This window comes from Desulfolutivibrio sp. (assembly GCF_036584575.1).
Lineage (GTDB): Bacteria > Desulfobacterota > Desulfovibrionia > Desulfovibrionales > Desulfovibrionaceae > Desulfolutivibrio.
This window is the reverse complement of the sequence record NZ_JAZHDB010000139.1, coordinates 22801-37242: the sequence shown is the minus strand read 5'-3', so window position 1 is coordinate 37242 and position 14442 is coordinate 22801. Positions and strand designations below refer to the sequence as shown.

The window sequence follows — 14442 nt, the reverse complement described above, 5'->3', positions numbered from 1 at the left end:
CCTCCATGAAAAAAAACATGCCCATGTCCGATATCGCAAAATTCCAAGCGGGAAAAGGGACGCCTGCCGCCCCCTGCCGCGCGAACCGCAGACGGTTTCTGATCCGTCTGGCGGGGTTCGCCGCCGTGGCCGCCCTCTCCCCTTTGTCTCTGGCCCTGGCCTCCGCCGATCCCATGGCTGCCGCGCAGCATCTGCTCGATGCCGGAAAGATCGAGGAGGCCGTGGTCAGCCTGCGTCGCATCACGGCCGCCGATCCCCGCAACGAGCGGGCCTTCATTCTCCTTGGCCGGGCCTGGGCCCAGTCCGGGAAGCCTGCCCAGGCGCTGGCGGCCTTTCGCGAGGCCCTGCGCATCAATCCCGCCGACACCCACACCCGCATGCTGGCGGACATCCTGGCCCAGCGGCCTATTTTGGAAGAGCCGGTTACGGGGGCCAAACACGGGGAGAAGGGTGGACGGCGCAGCGCCTCGCGCCTGGAAAAGACCGCCCGGGCCGAACGGGAGGCGTTTGTGGCCGAGAGTGGCAGGCCGCCTCGACCAACGGGACCGTTTCGGCTGGTGATCGACGCCGGGCATGGCGGTCCGGATGCCGGAGGCGTCGGGGCCTCGGGGCTTCGGGAGAAGAACGTGACCCTGGACCTGGCGCTGCAAACGGCCCGGGAGATTCAGGGGGCGGGAACCGGCATGGCCATCTTTTTGACCAGGATGTCGGACATCCGCCTGTCCACGGCAGCCCGGGCGGCCTGCGTCGACCTGTATGCGGCGGACCTTTTTTTGTCCCTGCATGCCCCGAGTGTGGACGATGCCGCCGTATCGGGGGTGCATCTCTTCACCCGGCAGGGGGGAGGCGGGCCAGACGCCGTGGCCCAGGCCGTGGCCGCATTTGAAAACCGTCTGGCCGGGGCGGTTCCGGGTTTCCCCCGGGCCGGGCATCACGGCGTTGAGGCGGGGCTTGTGCGGGACGGCATGGCCAGGCGGCAGGACGTGGACAGCGCCCGCTATGCCGCCATCCTGGAAAAAGGCATGGGCGGCGGGCCGTTTTCCGGAAAGGGCGGCGTGGCGGCCGCCGGGCTGTCGCTTTTGGACGCCGTGGACGCCCCGGCGGTCTTTGCGGCCATGGGGTTTGTCTCCAACGCCAAGGACGCGGCCGTGTTGGCCGATGCCGACCGCCGCAACGAACTGGCCGGTTCCCTGGCCCGGGCGATCCTTTCTGCGTCCCGCGCCGCCGGGGGGAATGCGCCGGGGTAGTGTCGCGGCCCGTGACGAACACGCCTTTCGCTGACGCCGCGCGGGCCTCGGCTTGGGTGGCGGCGCGTATGGAGCCAAAGGAAATACGTCAAGGCCTTGCCTGCATCCCTGCATGGGGCTACATTGCGCCATTCGTGTGAAAGGGCGTGCGCATGGGCATTGGCGAACGAAACTGGACCATCCCCAATCTTCTGACCATCTTCAGGGTGCTTTTGACCCCTGTGTTCGTGGTGCTTTTCATGCAGGAGCGGCTCTTTTCGGCGCTTCTGACCTTTGGCGTGGCCGGTCTCACCGACGCTTTGGATGGGACCATCGCCCGCGTACTGCATCAACGCTCCCGGCTTGGGGCCATGCTCGATCCCCTGGCGGACAAGATCCTCCTGGTCACCTCGTTCATCTGCCTGGCAATCAAGGGTTGGATTCCGGATTGGCTGGCCGTGGTGGTAGTCAGCCGGGATGTGATCATCGTGGGCGGATTGGCGGTGTTGTCGTTTTCCGGGGTGGACGTGAAGGAGCGCATCCGGCCGTTGATGATCAGCAAGATCAACACCACAGCCCAGATGCTTCTGATTCTGGCCGTGCTCGGCGGGCGGGCCTTTTTTGGGAACGGGGACGAAGCGGCGTTGATCCTGGCCCAACACGTTCTTGTCGGAACCGTGGCCGTATTGTGCGTGGTGTCCGGGGCGCTCTATATTTTCAAGTGGTTCGGCTCGTTCCCGGAGGACGGCAAAAACGGCAATGGCGGATAGGCCGCCGCCCCATGGCGGCCATGGCGCACATGGAAAAAGCCCCGGAATCGGCGATTCCGGGGCTTTTTGATCTGGCGCCGCTCTCGCGGGCTATTTCTTCTCAGCCGGTTCGTCGTCTTTTTTCGGGGTCACGTCGATCTCTTCCGGCTCGGTGGTGGCCTTCTTGAAATTCTTGATGGCCTTGCCCATGCCGGCTCCTATTTCGGGGAGCTTGTTGGCGCCGAAAATTACCAGTATGATGACTAAGATGATGAGCAGTTCCGGGATTCCGATTCCAAACATGCGGCGCCTCCAGCGTATGACGTGAGGCAGGCTATACACGCGCCATTCCGGCAGGTCAAGAAACCGCCCCTCCCGCAGGGCGGCCCCGGCCGATGGGGCGACTTATGTGGAGGGGCCATGTCCGGCGTGGTACGCGCGCTTCCCGGGCGGCAATGCCGATACTTCGTCCGGGGGCGCTGTTTTCTTTCGGAACACCAAAATCCCGGCCTCGATCAGAAGGTGCGCTGCGGCGTTTTTTTGCGCCTGTGCGAGGCCTTTGACGAGCACGTGCAACGCGCCGACGCCTTCGGGTTGGACGAAGCCGCCGCCGCCCACATCTGGAATGAACGGTTTCCCCGGTTGCTTGGCCGGGAAGGGTGTTGCCGGGATTACCAACCCGGTGATAGTGACGCCTTTCTCGGGTGCGTGCATGCCGAGGGCGACATCTGTCTGCGGGCCATGCCGCCGTGTCCCGGCCAGTGCCCGCACTATGTCCTTTTCCGCGAACCTTCGACCAATGGATGACGCCGTGCCCACACAAGATCCCCGAGCCCCTGCCTTGAGCATCTATTTTCCCTGCATGCATGCCGGGCTTTTGCCGACGCGCCTTGCGGGAGCCGCCGCCTTTTTCGATCCCGGTCTGGCCACGGCCTCCCCGGACTCCGGGGAGACGCTGTATCGTCCGGCGGATCTGCCCCTGGACCAGGCCTCTCTGATGGCCGCCATCGGGCAATATGAGGCCCTGGAGCGGGAGGTCAAAAACCCCCGTGAGCTGGATGCCTTTTTTTCCACGCGGTTCGAGGATATTTTCCCCGAAAGCTCCCGGGGCATCGAGGACGCCCTGCGCGACCGGATGACCCCCGGCCGCCCGAAGGCCTCCCGGGCCGGGGCCGTCAAGGCCCAACTCGGGCTGTGCCTGGCCTGGCGGATGGAGGAGAAGATCCTGGAATTGTCGGGCCTTGGCGGCGGAGTGGATCAGTCGATGCGCGAGTTCGCCGAAAACCTCGGGCTGTCCGACGAGGATGCGGACGAGTTGCCCCCGGGGCTCCTGGAAGGGACCGGGTTGACGGATAAAAAGACCTTGGCCGGAGAGTTTTGTGGTCCGTGGCGGCCGCTTCTGGACGCCATGCTGCGGTTTCTTCCCGGGCATGCCGCCCTGGTGATCACCGAGGCCCGGGTGGCCGACGCCTATGCCGAGGCGGGCCAGCTGGACGGGAGCGGAGCGACCCCAAAAGCCGGGGCGTTCGTCCCCGAGGCCTTTGCCGACCTGTTTACGGCCGTGTCCCTGCCCGGATGGCGACTGCTTCTGGACAACCGGCCGCGCCCCGAATCCCCCTGGCTTGATGCCCTAAGAACCGTCCTTGTCCCCGTCACCTGGGAGGAATGATCGTGCGTTACGTGTGCTCGCCCCTGGCCGTTCCGGCCGAACTCTCGGCCATTCGCGGGGTCGTTTTCGACTGTGACGGCGTTTTGGTGGATTCTCTGGACGCCAACCGCATGTATTACAACCTCATTCGGGAACGCATGGGACTTTTGTCCATGACCCCCGAGGAAGAGCAATACGTCCACGCCCATTCCGTGACCAAGTCCATGGCCCGGATCATCCCCCCGGATCGCCTGGAGGAGGCGGACGCCATCCGACGCGGATTCGATTACCGGGACATCATGCCCTACGTCTATCTTGAGCCGGGTCTGCGGGAGCTTTTGGTCCTTTTGCGCCAGAAAAACGTGCGCATGGGGATTTTGACCAATCGCACCAACACCATGGACCTGGTTCTGGAGACGTTCGACCTGTCGCTGTTCTTTTATCCGGTGGTGACCGCCGGGCGCATCAGCCACCCCAAGCCGTGCCCCGAGGGCCTGCACCGCATCCTGGCCGCCTGGGAGCTGTCGGCGCCGCAGGTGGCCTACATCGGGGACACGGCCCTGGATGAGCGGGCCGCCCGGGCGGCCGGCGTTCCGTTTTGGGCCTACAAGAACCCGGCCCTTCTGGCCGCCATGCACATTCCCAATTTCGACAGCCTGCGCCAGTGCCTGCGTAAGGCCCTGCCCGATCCCGGGGCCTGAGGCGCGAAGGCGGCAATTCCGGCCAGGCCGGACCGGATCGCCAGGACTCGGGGCCTGGGCCGCCGTCACGCACGGCGGAGAACGGCGGGCTGGGCGAGTGGACCTCGCTTCGGGATGAAAAATCCCCTTGATTTGCCGGGTGTGCTGTGCCACCTTTCAGGCAGAGGGCGCGTTCGACGTCAGACGCGTGCCTAAAGGAGCGGCAATGCAGATAGTCGGTCTTTTTTTCCGGGCGGTGGCGCTTGTTCTCGACACCGTGCTCATGCTGTATTTCTGGGTGGTGATCATCTCGGCCCTTTTAACCTGGGTCAAGCCCGATCCCTACAACCCCATCGTCCGATTTCTGTACGCCATCACCGAGCCGGTCTATTATCGCATCCGTCGCCTGGCGCCCTTTCTCGTGGTAGGAGGCTTCGACCTGACTCCCATCGTGGTTATTTTGGCCATTCAGTTCTTGCGCAGCTTCCTGGTGCCGGCCCTGATGGTCGTGGGGTTGTCCGGGCCGCCCATGTAAGGGGACGCACGCGACGTGACCATCTCCAAAAGTGACCTGCTGACGCACACGTTTTCGAAAAAACTTTTCGGTTACCGGCCTGCCGAGGTCGATGCAACCCTGCGCGAGGCGGCCGAGACCCTGGACCGTCTGGCCGGGGAACGTGCCGAACTTCTGCGCCGGATCGCGGAGATGGAACGGGATTTACGGGAGTACAAGGAGCGCGAGGCTACCTTGCGCGACACCCTCATGACCACCCAGACCATTGTGGTGGACATGAAGGAGAAGGCCCGCACCGAGGCCGTGGCTCTGGTGGACGAGGCCAGACGTCAGGCCGAGGAGCTGGCCGAGGCGGCCAAACGTCGCGTGGCCGGGGAAAACGCCCGCATCGAGGCGCTTTACCGGCAACGCGAGCGCTTCGAACAGCAGATGCGCGACCTGCTGTTGGCCCATGCCCGGCTTTTGAACGCCCCGGACGAGGGTCGGGAACGCGACCCCCTGGACGGCGCCCGGGCCTTGGCCGGGGAGCAGGGCGGCGAGATGGCGGGCGGGGACTTTTTGTTTGGCGAGGAATCGGCATGACCGGGCCCTCGCCGACGTTCATTGCCCGGCAGGGGCCGGAGAGATGGACCGTCCTGGTCTGGGCCAAGCCCGGCGGGTCGGTGGACGCCGTGGACGGCGTCCTGGACGGACGGCTTATGGTCAAAGTTCGGGCCAAGGCCGTGGACAACAAGGCCAACCAGGCCGTGGCGGCCATCTTGGCTAAGCGCCTGGGACTTCGGGCCAGACAGGTGGAAGTGGTGTCGGGGTTGACCGGCCGTCGCAAGACGGTGGCGGTCACGGCCCCGGAGGAACCCGACTGGAGCGTCCTGGCCTCAGGCCGGGGATGCTTCGCAACTCCAAGCGGAAAGGGAGACAGGACCATGGAAGCACGCGATCTGGAGCTCATTTCCATGCACGGCGAGAATGACGCGGAACTCAAGGCCCTGTACGAGGAGCACGTATCGTACGAGAAGATCCTGGAGAAACTGGAAAACAAACCCTATCTCACCCCGGCCGAGGATCTGGAAGTCAAAGAGATCAAAAAGAAGAAGCTGGCCGGGAAGACCAAGCTGGAAGCCATCCTCAAGAAATACAGAAATACCGAGGAGAATTGACATGGAATTGAGTGGGGCGCAAATCCTTCTGGAATCCTTGCGCAGGGAAGGGGTTGATGTCGTCTTCGGGTTTCCCGGCGGCGCGGTGATCGATATCTATCACCAACTGCCCAACTATCCGATCAATCACGTTTTGGTACGCCACGAGCAGGGGGCCATTCATGCCGCCGACGGCTATGCCCGGGCCTCGGGCAAGGTCGGCGTATGCCTGGTAACCTCCGGTCCCGGGGCCACCAACACCGTGACGGGCATCGCCACCGCCTACATGGATTCCATTCCGGTCGTGATTTTCACCGGGCAGGTTCCCACCCCGCTCATCGGCAACGACGCGTTTCAGGAAGTGGATATTGTGGGCATCACCCGCTCCTGTACCAAACACAACTACCTGGTCAAAGACGTGACCAAGCTGGCCCACACCATCAAGGAGGCCTTCTATCTGGCCTCCTCGGGGCGGCCGGGGCCGGTCCTGGTGGACATCCCCAAAGACGTGCAGCAGGCCGTGACCGAATACAAGTATCCGAAAACCATCAAGATGCGCAGCTACAACCCCACCATCGAGCCCAACGTCAAGCAGGTTCGCAAGGTGGCCGACCTTATCGCCAAGGCCAAAAAGCCCATCATCTACGCCGGGGGCGGGGTCATCTCCTCCAATGCTCATGAGGAACTGACCTGGCTGGCGCGCACCTTGAAGATCCCGGTCACGGCCACGCTCATGGGCCTGGGCTGCTTTCCCGGCGACGATCCCCTGTGGCTGGGGATGCTCGGCATGCACGGCACGTTTGCGGCCAACCACGCCATCAACAACGCCGACCTCATCCTGGCCATCGGGTCGCGTTTCGACGACCGGGTCACGGGAAAAATCAGCGAGTTCGCCAAAAAAGCCACCATCGTGCATATCGACGTGGACCCCACCTCGATTCAGAAAAACGTCCTGGTGCATGTCCCCGTGGTTTCGGACTGCCGGGCCTTCCTTCTGGCCCTCAACCGGGAAATGGCCCCCCGCCTGGACGAGGGCACGGCCACGCCGTCCCATGACAAATGGCTGACCCAGGTGGAAGAGTGGGCGACCGAGCACCCGGTCACCTATTCCCACGAAGGCCCGGCCATCAAGCCCCAGGCCGTGGTGGAGACCATCTACAAGCTGACCGGGGGCAAGGCCATCATCACCACCGAGGTGGGCCAGAACCAGATGTGGGCGGCCCAGTTTTACCGCTACCACACCCCGCGCACGTTTTTGAGTTCCGGGGGCCTGGGGACCATGGGCTACGGGTTTCCGGCGGCCATCGGGGCCCAGATGGCCTTTCCGGACAAGCTGGTCATCGATGTGGCCGGGGACGGCTCCATCCAGATGTGCATCCAGGAGCTGGCCACGGCCGTGTGCTACGGGCTGCCCGTGAAGATCGTGATCTTAAATAACGGCTATCTGGGCATGGTCAGGCAGTGGCAGGAGCTTTTCTACGCCAAGAACTACTGCGCCACCTGCCTGGATGTGGCCCCGGACTTCGTGAAGCTGGCCGAAGCGTACGGCGCGGCGGGATATCGGGTCACGGACCCGGCCGAGGTGGAGAAGACCTTGAAAGAGGCCTTCGCCCTGCCCCGGACGGTCATCGTGGACATCGTCGTGGACCGGGAGGAGAACGTCTATCCCATGGTCCCGGCCGGTAAGCCCTTAACCGAAATGCTTCTGGTCTAGGGAGGCCACGTCATGCGTCACATCATTTCCATTCTCGTGGAGAACGAGCCGGGCGTCCTGTCCCGGGTGGCCGGGCTTTTCAGCGGCCGGGGATTCAACATCGAGACCTTAAACGTGGCCCCGACGCTGACCCCCGGGCTTTCGATCATGACCATCACCACCCACGGCGACGAACAGATCATCGAGCAGATCATCAAACAGCTGCGCAAGCTGGTGACCACGCTGAAGGTTGTCGACTTAAGCGAGGCCAGCTCCGTGGAGCGGGAGATGATGCTTTTGCGGGTGGATGCCGAGGGGACCAAGCGGGCCGAGATCCTTCGCATCGTGGACATCTTCCGGTGCAAGGTGGTGGACGTCAGCCCCGACGAGCTCATCATCGAGGTCACCGGGGAGCAGGGAAAACTGACGGCGCTGATCAATCTGTTGCAGCGCTACGGCATCAAGGAAGTGGCCCGGACAGGGGCCGTGGCCCTGCGCCGGGGCATGCAGGGATAACCGCGCGATCCGGACGGCCCGGTGCAGGCGACCGCTTTACAGGAACAGGCGTTTTACACTACGGACCCAATCCACGACGGACGAAACGGCGCCCGGCGCGACATACGGTCGGCGCCGCCTGATTTCTCCGACACATTTCCATGCCGGGGGGGGAGAAACCTCCCCCGGGCCATGATTTGACCAAAGGAGCGACAATGAAGATTTACTACGACCAGGATGCGGACCTCTCCCTTTTGGCCAACAAGACCGTGGCCATCATCGGCTACGGCAGCCAGGGGCACGCCCACGCCCTGAACCTGCGCGATTCCGGCGTGAACGTGGTCATCGGCCAGCGTCCCGGCGGGGCCAACTGGCAAAAGGCCAAGGAAGACGGGTTCTCCCCGGTCAGCGCCGGGGATGCGGCGGCCCAGGCCGACGTGATCATGATCCTTGTGCCTGACCAGACCCAGCGGAGCCTGTATGAAAACGAGATCAAACCCAACCTGACGGCGGGCAAGATGCTCATGTTCGCCCACGGCTTCAACATCCACTTCGGCCAGATCGTGCCCCCGGCGGACGTGGACGTGGCCATGTGCGCCCCCAAGGGCCCGGGCCATCTGGTGCGCCGGGTGTACACCGAGGGCGCAGGCGTGCCCAACCTCATCGCCGTGCACCAGGACGCCACGGGCAAGGCCACGGAGATGGCCCTGGCCTACGCCAAGGGCATCGGCGGCACGCGCGGCGGCGTCCTCACCACCACGTTCAAGGAAGAGACCGAGACGGACCTCTTCGGCGAGCAGGCCGTGTTGTGCGGCGGCGTGTCCGAATTGATGAAGGCCGGTTTCGAGACCCTGGTGGAGGCCGGATACCAGCCGGAAATCGCCTATTTCGAGTGCCTGCATGAAATGAAGCTCATCGTGGACCTCATCTACGAGGGCGGTCTGGCCCGCATGCGCTATTCCATCAGCGACACCGCCGAATACGGCGACTACACGCGCGGCCCCCGCATCGTCACCGACCAGACCCGCCAGGAGATGCGCAAGATACTGAAGGAAATCCAGCAGGGCGAGTTCGCCCGGGACTTCATCCTGGAAAACGCCGCAGGCAAGCCGCATTTTCTGGCCATGCGGCGCATCAATGCCGAGCACCTCATCGAGAAGGTGGGCGGCAAACTGCGCGGCATGATGAGCTGGCTGAAAAAGTAGGCTCGACAACGCGGGCCGGGCCTGGCGGTGCGGCCTTGGAGGGGCGCCATGGAGTGCTTGTCTCGAATCTGCCGCGTGGCGGTGACCTTTTCTTTGCTGGTCATGGCGGCGGCGATGGGCCTGGACGGCGGGGTCTGGAGCATGGCGGCGTTGGCCGCCCCGGAAGGGACGCCCGACGCCCCTGCCGCGCCGCCTGCGGAGACGGCGCCCCCCCCGGTCGAGGAGCTGTCTTTTTTCCAGTGGATGGAAAAGGCCCAGGCCGGGGATCTTGAAGCCCAGTGCAACGTCGGCGTGTTCTACGTCAACGGCCAGGGCGTCCCCCGGGACTATCCGGAAGGCCTGATCTGGCTGTACCGGGCGGGCAACGCCGGATTTTCCCATGCCCAGTTCCTGCTGGCCGGGCTGTACAGCCAGGGATTCGGAACCACCCCTTCCGATCCCTTCCGGTGCTGGTTTTGGGCCGCGCTGGCGGCGTCCAGCCAGGACATCCCCGACGAAGATCGCCGGTTGGCCGTAAAGATGATGGCGGCGGGGGAGAAGGAGTTGTCCGCCCAGCATCTGGCCTCGGTGCAGAAAATGGCCAAGGAGTGGAGCCTGGGGCGGGCGGCCGCGCCACGCTGAACATACGTGTCATGATGGACCGCCGCCTGGGACGGGCAGATCTCGCCTGGCCTTGCGGCGGTTTTTTCGTTTCGGGCAGGGAAGGGAACATGGTTGTTTTTCCGATATGCTTTATTGCGTCGCCTGGGCGCCCTCCACGCCCCGGCGCACGGGTGCGTGGGCTGGCGGTGCGCCTGCTGCTGGCGGCGTTTCTCCTGATGCCGTCGGGAGCTTACGCGGTGGCCGGAAAAATCGACACCTCCTCCTTCACGGCCTACTATGCGGCCCAGAGCAAGACCCTGCATGCCCACCTGGGCAAGGTGGTGGACGCCTATGCCGATTTTTCCCGGCGCGGGGCGGTGGGGCCCATGAAGGACGTGCTGGCCGCCCGGGGGACGCTTGTGGCCTGCTGGGAGCTTTTCCTGAATGCCGGAGACATGGTGTATCTCTATAACCGCCTCGATCCATCCTGTGAAAAATCCGTGAAAGACGTGGGGTCATTGATGCGAACAGGATTGTCCGTGGTGTCCGGAAAGATCGAGAAGGAATTGCAGTGGCTTGATGTGACGGTGAAAAATCTGAACGGACAGCCGGTGGCCGCTGAAATCGCCGCCGCCGCCACGGATTTTCGCGAGACGGCCGCCGCGTTGCGCCGCTTTTCGGTGGATTTCGCCAAACCCGTCACGCCTGCCGGGACGTCCGCCGCCAAGCCGGGCGGGTCAAGCGGGGCGGGACGGCCCGGCGACCTTTCGGGCGCTTCCGGCCCGCGCGCGCCGAGCAGTCCGTCGGTCCCGGCCGTGAACATGGGCGGCAAGGCCCCCTGATGCCGTCGTTCGACCCCTTTTTTCCCGACCGCTTCGGCTATGCAGCCGGAATCCTGACCACCGTGGCCTTTTTGCCCCAGGTGATCAAGACCTATGCCTCCAGGTCCGCCCGGGACATTTCGCTTCCCATGTACGTCATTTTCACCATCGGAATCCTCTTGTGGCTGGTCCACGGCCTGCTTGCCGTTTCCGGACCCGTGGTGGCCGTGGGCAGCGTGGGGCTCGTGTTGTCCCTGTCCATGGTGGTCATGAAGGTTGTTTTCGGCAGGGGAAAGCGGTAGGGCTCGGCCGGACGCGCCAAATGGGCAGCGAGGCGCCCGATGGGCGTGAGGGATCGTTTTCTCTCTTTAGCAGCATGATTTTTCTTGTTCAGTTGTTAAATATTTGTTAGTGGATTCTGTGTTTTCGGAGAACGCCGAACGCGGGAAGAAGCGGGATGGGTAGGCTTTGCCTTCGTCCCGAGGCCTGTTTGGGCTGCATGCCGACAGCGATGTTTCCCGGAGATGGCCGCACCGTGTTTTGTAGAACGCAGGTATTGATTTCCGTGTCCGTTGCATGCACTGTCCGCCTTTTTCCACTGTCAGCGGGAGTTTTTTCCATGTCCATTGCCGAAAAGATGCGTGAGATCGCCTCCCTGGTGGGGCCGGAGCATGTCTACCGTACCGTATACGACGAGGATCTTCGCGTCCTGGTTCCGGGAAAGGAAGACATCAATGCGGAGATCCTGGACACCTTTTCCCGGATCGACTTCACGGACAAAAGTGTTGTCGACCTGGGCTGCAACTTCGGATTCTTCACCTTCTATGCCGCCCGGCTGGGCGCCCGCCAGGTGGTGGGGGTGGATCGCGAGGAGGGGGTGTTGCAGGGATGCGAGGTGTTAAAGGATTACTTTAACTCTCCGGTCAGCTTCGAGGCCCACGACATCTACGATCCGGCCTGCACCCTGCCGGAGCGGACCTTCGACATCGCCATGCTCGTGGAATTCATCGGCAAGACCTTCATTCTGGAGAACCGGATCGCGCCCACCCTGGGGTTTCTGGAGAAACTCTCGGAGCGGGAACTCATCGTGTCGGTGCAAAAGATCTACTGGATCAGAAAGGAACTGGGAACCACGCCCGAGGCCCTGCGCGGCGTCTATACCGACAGGTACGTGCGGGACGGATCGTTTTATCTGCTGGACTACGTACAGGACTTTTTCGCCCCGCGCTGGCGCATGGAGCCCATCTCGGAATTAAACGGGGAGTACGAAAAGCCCCGCAAGCTCCTGCGGTTCGTGCGGGCCTAAGCGGGATACTCCCGCCAAAGGCTAGTCCGCCTTCCACAAGGTCTGGGCCGGGGTGAAGGCCGCCTCGAGCTCGGGGCTGATGGCGATAAGGACCGTCGTGCCCACTCGGGACAGGCGCACATGACTGGCCGGATCGAGTCCGGCCCGCCGGGCCTCGCCTTCCCACCGCTCCATTTCCCCGCACAGCATGTCCTCGAATTCCGGGCGCGTCTCGCCCGGCCCGTCAAAACTGGACATGACCGTCCAGCCGTCTCCGTCTTGTCCGTCGTTCATGTCGTGTCCTCTTTCCAGCCGTGCATGAGGTCGTGGGCGATGCCCAGGCGGTCCAGGATGCGGGCCACCACAAAATGCACCAGGTCGTCGATGGTTGCGGGCCGGTGATAGAAGCCCGGCGCGGCGGCCAGGATCTCCGCCCCGGCCTCGTTTGCCGCCAGCATGTTTTTCAGATGCGTCCGGTTGAAAGGCGTTTCGCGCGGCACAAGGATCAGGGGACGGCGTTCCTTGAGGCAGACGTCGGCGGCCCGGTGGATGAGATTCGAGCCCAGGCCCGTGGCGATGGCCGCCAGGGAGGCCATGGAGCAGGGGCACACCACCATGCCCGAATGCCGCCAGGAACCGCTGGCCGGACCGGCGTCCAGCTCGTTTTGGCGGTAGACCGCGTGGGCCATGCCCGACAGCTCGGCGGCCGATACCGCAGACTCCAGGGAAAGGACCAGCCGGGCCGCATCGGACAGGATGAGATGCAGCTCCACGCCGGACGCCCGGGACAGTTCCCGGGCCAGGGACACGGCATAGGGCATGCCGCTGGCCCCGGTGACGGCCAGGACCACGCGGCGGATCATGGGATGGCTCCCGGGCGTGTCCGATGCGGAGAATGGGTCATGGCTGTCTTTTTGCGTTCCTTTTCATGCATTTCACGTTCACGCCGCTAGGCCACGTCCCACTCCGGCCCGGCCGGGGTGTCCATGACCTCCACGCCCAGCGCCGAAAGCTCGTCCCGGATGGCGTCCGAGCGGGCGAAATCCTTGTTCTTGCGGGCCGCCTGCCGTTCGGCGACAAGCGCCTCCACCTTGGCGGCGTCGATGCCTGTGCGGCGCAGACGGCTGGCCTTGAGCCGGGCCTTGAACTCGGCCGGGTCCGTGCCGAAGACCCCGAGCACGGCGGCGTATCCGGCCATGTCGGCCAGAAACCGGCGGCACAGGTCGGGCACGTCCTGGCACTTGGCCAGGGCCTTGTCCTCCAAGACCCGGTTGACGAGCCGGGCCATGCCGAAGACATGCCCCAGGGCGGCGGCGGTGTTCAGGTCGTCGTCCATGGCCGCCGTAAAGCCGGATTCCAGCCGGGCCATCTCCGGGGCGATGTCGGCCGGAAGGGCGCTGCCGGACCACTTGGTGCGGGCAAGGGCCGCCTGGGCCGTCTCCAGGGCGGCGTAGACGCGGCGGATGCCTTTTTCGGCCTCGTCCATGGCCTCGCGGGAATAGTCCAGGGGGCTTCGGTACTGGGCTGAGACCAGGAAAAAGCGCAGCACCTCCGGGAGATATCCGGCAAAGATGTCGCGCAGGGTGACGAAGTTGCCCAGCGACTTGGACATCTTTTCGGTATTGATGCGCACGAAGCCGTTATGCACCCAGAACCGGCAAAAGTCCCGGCCAAGGGCGGCCTCGCTCTGGGCGATCTCGTTTTCGTGGTGGGGAAAGATCAGATCCTGGCCGCCGCCGTGGATGTCCAGGGGCAGATCCAAAAGCCCCTCGCTCATGGCCGAGCACTCCAGGTGCCAGCCCGGACGGCCTTTTCCGAAGGGGCTGTCCCACATGGGTTCGCCGGGCTTGGCCGCCTTCCACAGGGCGAAATCCAGGGGGTCTTCCTTTTCCTCGCCGGGCGCGACCCGCGCTCCGGAGCGCAGATCCTCCACGTCGCGGCCCGAGAGCTTGCCGTAGCCCGGAAAGGACCGCACCCGGAAATAGACGTCGCCAGACGGCGTGGCGTAGGCGTGGCCCTTGTCGATCAGGCGCTGGGCCAATTCCAGCATGGGCGTGATGTAGGCCGTGGCCCGGGGTTCGGCGTCGGCGCGCAGTATCCCCAGGGCGTCCATGTCCTCGTGAAAGGCGGCGATGTATTTCTCGGCCACAGCCTCGGGCGGAATGCCCTCGGTGTTGGCCCTTTTGATGATCTTGTCGTCCACGTCCGTGAAGTTGCGCACGAAACGTACGGCAAGGCCCTGGCTGCGCAGGTAGCGCACCAGGACGTCGAAGACCACGCAGGAGCGGGCGTGGCCGATATGGCACAGGTCGTAGGCCGTGATCCCGCACACGTACATGTTGACCTGTCCGGGAATGCGGGGGGTGAAGACCTCTTTGGAACGGGTCTGGGTATTGTAAAGCTGCATG

Annotated in this window: 19 protein-coding genes and 1 pseudogene; 16 read left to right on the top strand and 4 right to left on the bottom strand. The window is 64.1% G+C overall.

What is annotated here, in order from left to right:
• Nucleotides 1-17: 17 nt before the first annotated feature.
• Nucleotides 18-1247 (top strand): N-acetylmuramoyl-L-alanine amidase, encoded by a 1230-nt coding sequence (locus tag V3572_RS10575; protein WP_332110951.1) that lies wholly within the window; start codon nucleotides 18-20, stop codon nucleotides 1245-1247.
• A 152-nt stretch (nucleotides 1248-1399) separates the two neighbouring features.
• Nucleotides 1400-1996: a CDP-alcohol phosphatidyltransferase family protein gene (locus V3572_RS10570; protein WP_332110950.1), complete on the top strand. Its 597-nt coding sequence runs from the start codon at nucleotides 1400-1402 to the stop codon at nucleotides 1994-1996.
• Between the two features lie 90 nt (nucleotides 1997-2086).
• Here the strand turns inward: V3572_RS10570 and V3572_RS10565 are convergent, their stop codons facing one another.
• Nucleotides 2087-2278: a twin-arginine translocase TatA/TatE family subunit gene (locus tag V3572_RS10565; RefSeq protein WP_163300958.1), complete on the bottom strand. Its 192-nt coding sequence runs from the start codon at nucleotides 2276-2278 to the stop codon at nucleotides 2087-2089.
• A 117-nt stretch (nucleotides 2279-2395) separates the two neighbouring features.
• Between V3572_RS10565 and V3572_RS10560 the strand changes: the two genes are divergently transcribed.
• The 14 genes and pseudogenes from V3572_RS10560 to V3572_RS10495 all read left to right on the top strand — a co-directional run bounded on the left by V3572_RS10560 (nucleotide 2396) and on the right by V3572_RS10495 (nucleotide 12055).
• Nucleotides 2396-2782 (top strand): hypothetical protein, encoded by a 387-nt coding sequence (locus V3572_RS10560; protein WP_332110949.1) that lies wholly within the window; start codon nucleotides 2396-2398, stop codon nucleotides 2780-2782.
• Between the two features lie 4 nt (nucleotides 2783-2786).
• Nucleotides 2787-3644: a hypothetical protein gene (locus V3572_RS10555; RefSeq protein WP_332110948.1), complete on the top strand. Its 858-nt coding sequence runs from the start codon at nucleotides 2787-2789 to the stop codon at nucleotides 3642-3644.
• A gap of 2 nt (nucleotides 3645-3646) precedes the next feature.
• On the top strand, nucleotides 3647-4324 hold the full coding sequence (locus V3572_RS10550; protein ID WP_332110947.1) for an HAD family hydrolase: 678 nt from the start codon (nucleotides 3647-3649) through the stop codon (nucleotides 4322-4324).
• Between the two features lie 205 nt (nucleotides 4325-4529).
• A complete protein-coding gene (locus V3572_RS10545) occupies nucleotides 4530-4838 on the top strand; it encodes a YggT family protein (protein ID WP_163300962.1) in 309 nt (102 codons plus the stop codon).
• Nucleotides 4839-4853: 15 nt separating this feature from the next.
• The gene (locus tag V3572_RS10540; RefSeq protein ID WP_332110946.1) at nucleotides 4854-5399 is read left to right on the top strand and encodes a DivIVA domain-containing protein; all 546 of its coding nucleotides are present in this window, start codon (nucleotides 4854-4856) and stop codon (nucleotides 5397-5399) included.
• Nucleotides 5396-5644 (top strand): annotated as a pseudogene (locus tag V3572_RS10535) (DUF167 domain-containing protein); the annotation flags it as partial. The gene V3572_RS10540 and the pseudogene V3572_RS10535, both read left to right, overlap by 4 nt.
• A gap of 96 nt (nucleotides 5645-5740) precedes the next feature.
• Nucleotides 5741-5974, top strand: coding sequence for a DUF465 domain-containing protein (locus V3572_RS10530; protein WP_332110977.1), 234 nt, complete (start codon nucleotides 5741-5743; stop codon nucleotides 5972-5974).
• A gap of 1 nt (nucleotide 5975) precedes the next feature.
• Nucleotides 5976-7667 carry a biosynthetic-type acetolactate synthase large subunit gene (gene ilvB / locus V3572_RS10525; protein ID WP_332110945.1) on the top strand — a complete coding sequence of 564 codons (1692 nt, stop codon included), beginning with the start codon at nucleotides 5976-5978 and terminating at the stop codon, nucleotides 7665-7667.
• A gap of 12 nt (nucleotides 7668-7679) precedes the next feature.
• Nucleotides 7680-8162: an acetolactate synthase small subunit gene (ilvN, locus tag V3572_RS10520; protein ID WP_332110944.1), complete on the top strand. Its 483-nt coding sequence runs from the start codon at nucleotides 7680-7682 to the stop codon at nucleotides 8160-8162.
• A 194-nt stretch (nucleotides 8163-8356) separates the two neighbouring features.
• Complete coding sequence (gene ilvC, locus V3572_RS10515; RefSeq protein WP_332110943.1) at nucleotides 8357-9346, top strand: ketol-acid reductoisomerase; 990 nt, start codon at nucleotides 8357-8359, stop codon at nucleotides 9344-9346.
• 48 nt (nucleotides 9347-9394) lie between these two features.
• Nucleotides 9395-9967 (top strand): tetratricopeptide repeat protein, encoded by a 573-nt coding sequence (locus tag V3572_RS10510; protein ID WP_332110942.1) that lies wholly within the window; start codon nucleotides 9395-9397, stop codon nucleotides 9965-9967.
• 152 nt (nucleotides 9968-10119) lie between these two features.
• Nucleotides 10120-10770, top strand: a complete 651-nt coding sequence (locus tag V3572_RS10505; RefSeq protein WP_332110941.1) for a hypothetical protein — start codon at nucleotides 10120-10122, stop codon at nucleotides 10768-10770.
• On the top strand, nucleotides 10770-11051 hold the full coding sequence (locus tag V3572_RS10500) for a SemiSWEET family sugar transporter (protein ID WP_332110940.1): 282 nt from the start codon (nucleotides 10770-10772) through the stop codon (nucleotides 11049-11051). Before V3572_RS10505 ends, V3572_RS10500 begins: the two co-directional genes overlap by 1 nt.
• A gap of 317 nt (nucleotides 11052-11368) precedes the next feature.
• Nucleotides 11369-12055 (top strand): class I SAM-dependent methyltransferase, encoded by a 687-nt coding sequence (locus tag V3572_RS10495; protein WP_332110939.1) that lies wholly within the window; start codon nucleotides 11369-11371, stop codon nucleotides 12053-12055.
• A gap of 21 nt (nucleotides 12056-12076) precedes the next feature.
• On the opposite strand, the gene V3572_RS10490 is transcribed toward V3572_RS10495, so the two are convergent.
• From V3572_RS10490 to cysS, 3 genes are all read right to left on the bottom strand, one after another.
• Nucleotides 12077-12328, bottom strand: a complete 252-nt coding sequence (locus V3572_RS10490) for a hypothetical protein (protein ID WP_332110938.1) — start codon at nucleotides 12326-12328, stop codon at nucleotides 12077-12079.
• Nucleotides 12325-12894, bottom strand: coding sequence for a UbiX family flavin prenyltransferase (locus V3572_RS10485; protein WP_332110976.1), 570 nt, complete (start codon nucleotides 12892-12894; stop codon nucleotides 12325-12327). Before V3572_RS10485 ends, V3572_RS10490 begins: the two co-directional genes overlap by 4 nt.
• A gap of 89 nt (nucleotides 12895-12983) precedes the next feature.
• A complete protein-coding gene (gene cysS, locus V3572_RS10480) occupies nucleotides 12984-14441 on the bottom strand; it encodes a cysteine--tRNA ligase (RefSeq protein WP_332110937.1) in 1458 nt (485 codons plus the stop codon).
• Between the last annotated feature and the right edge of the window lies 1 nt (nucleotide 14442).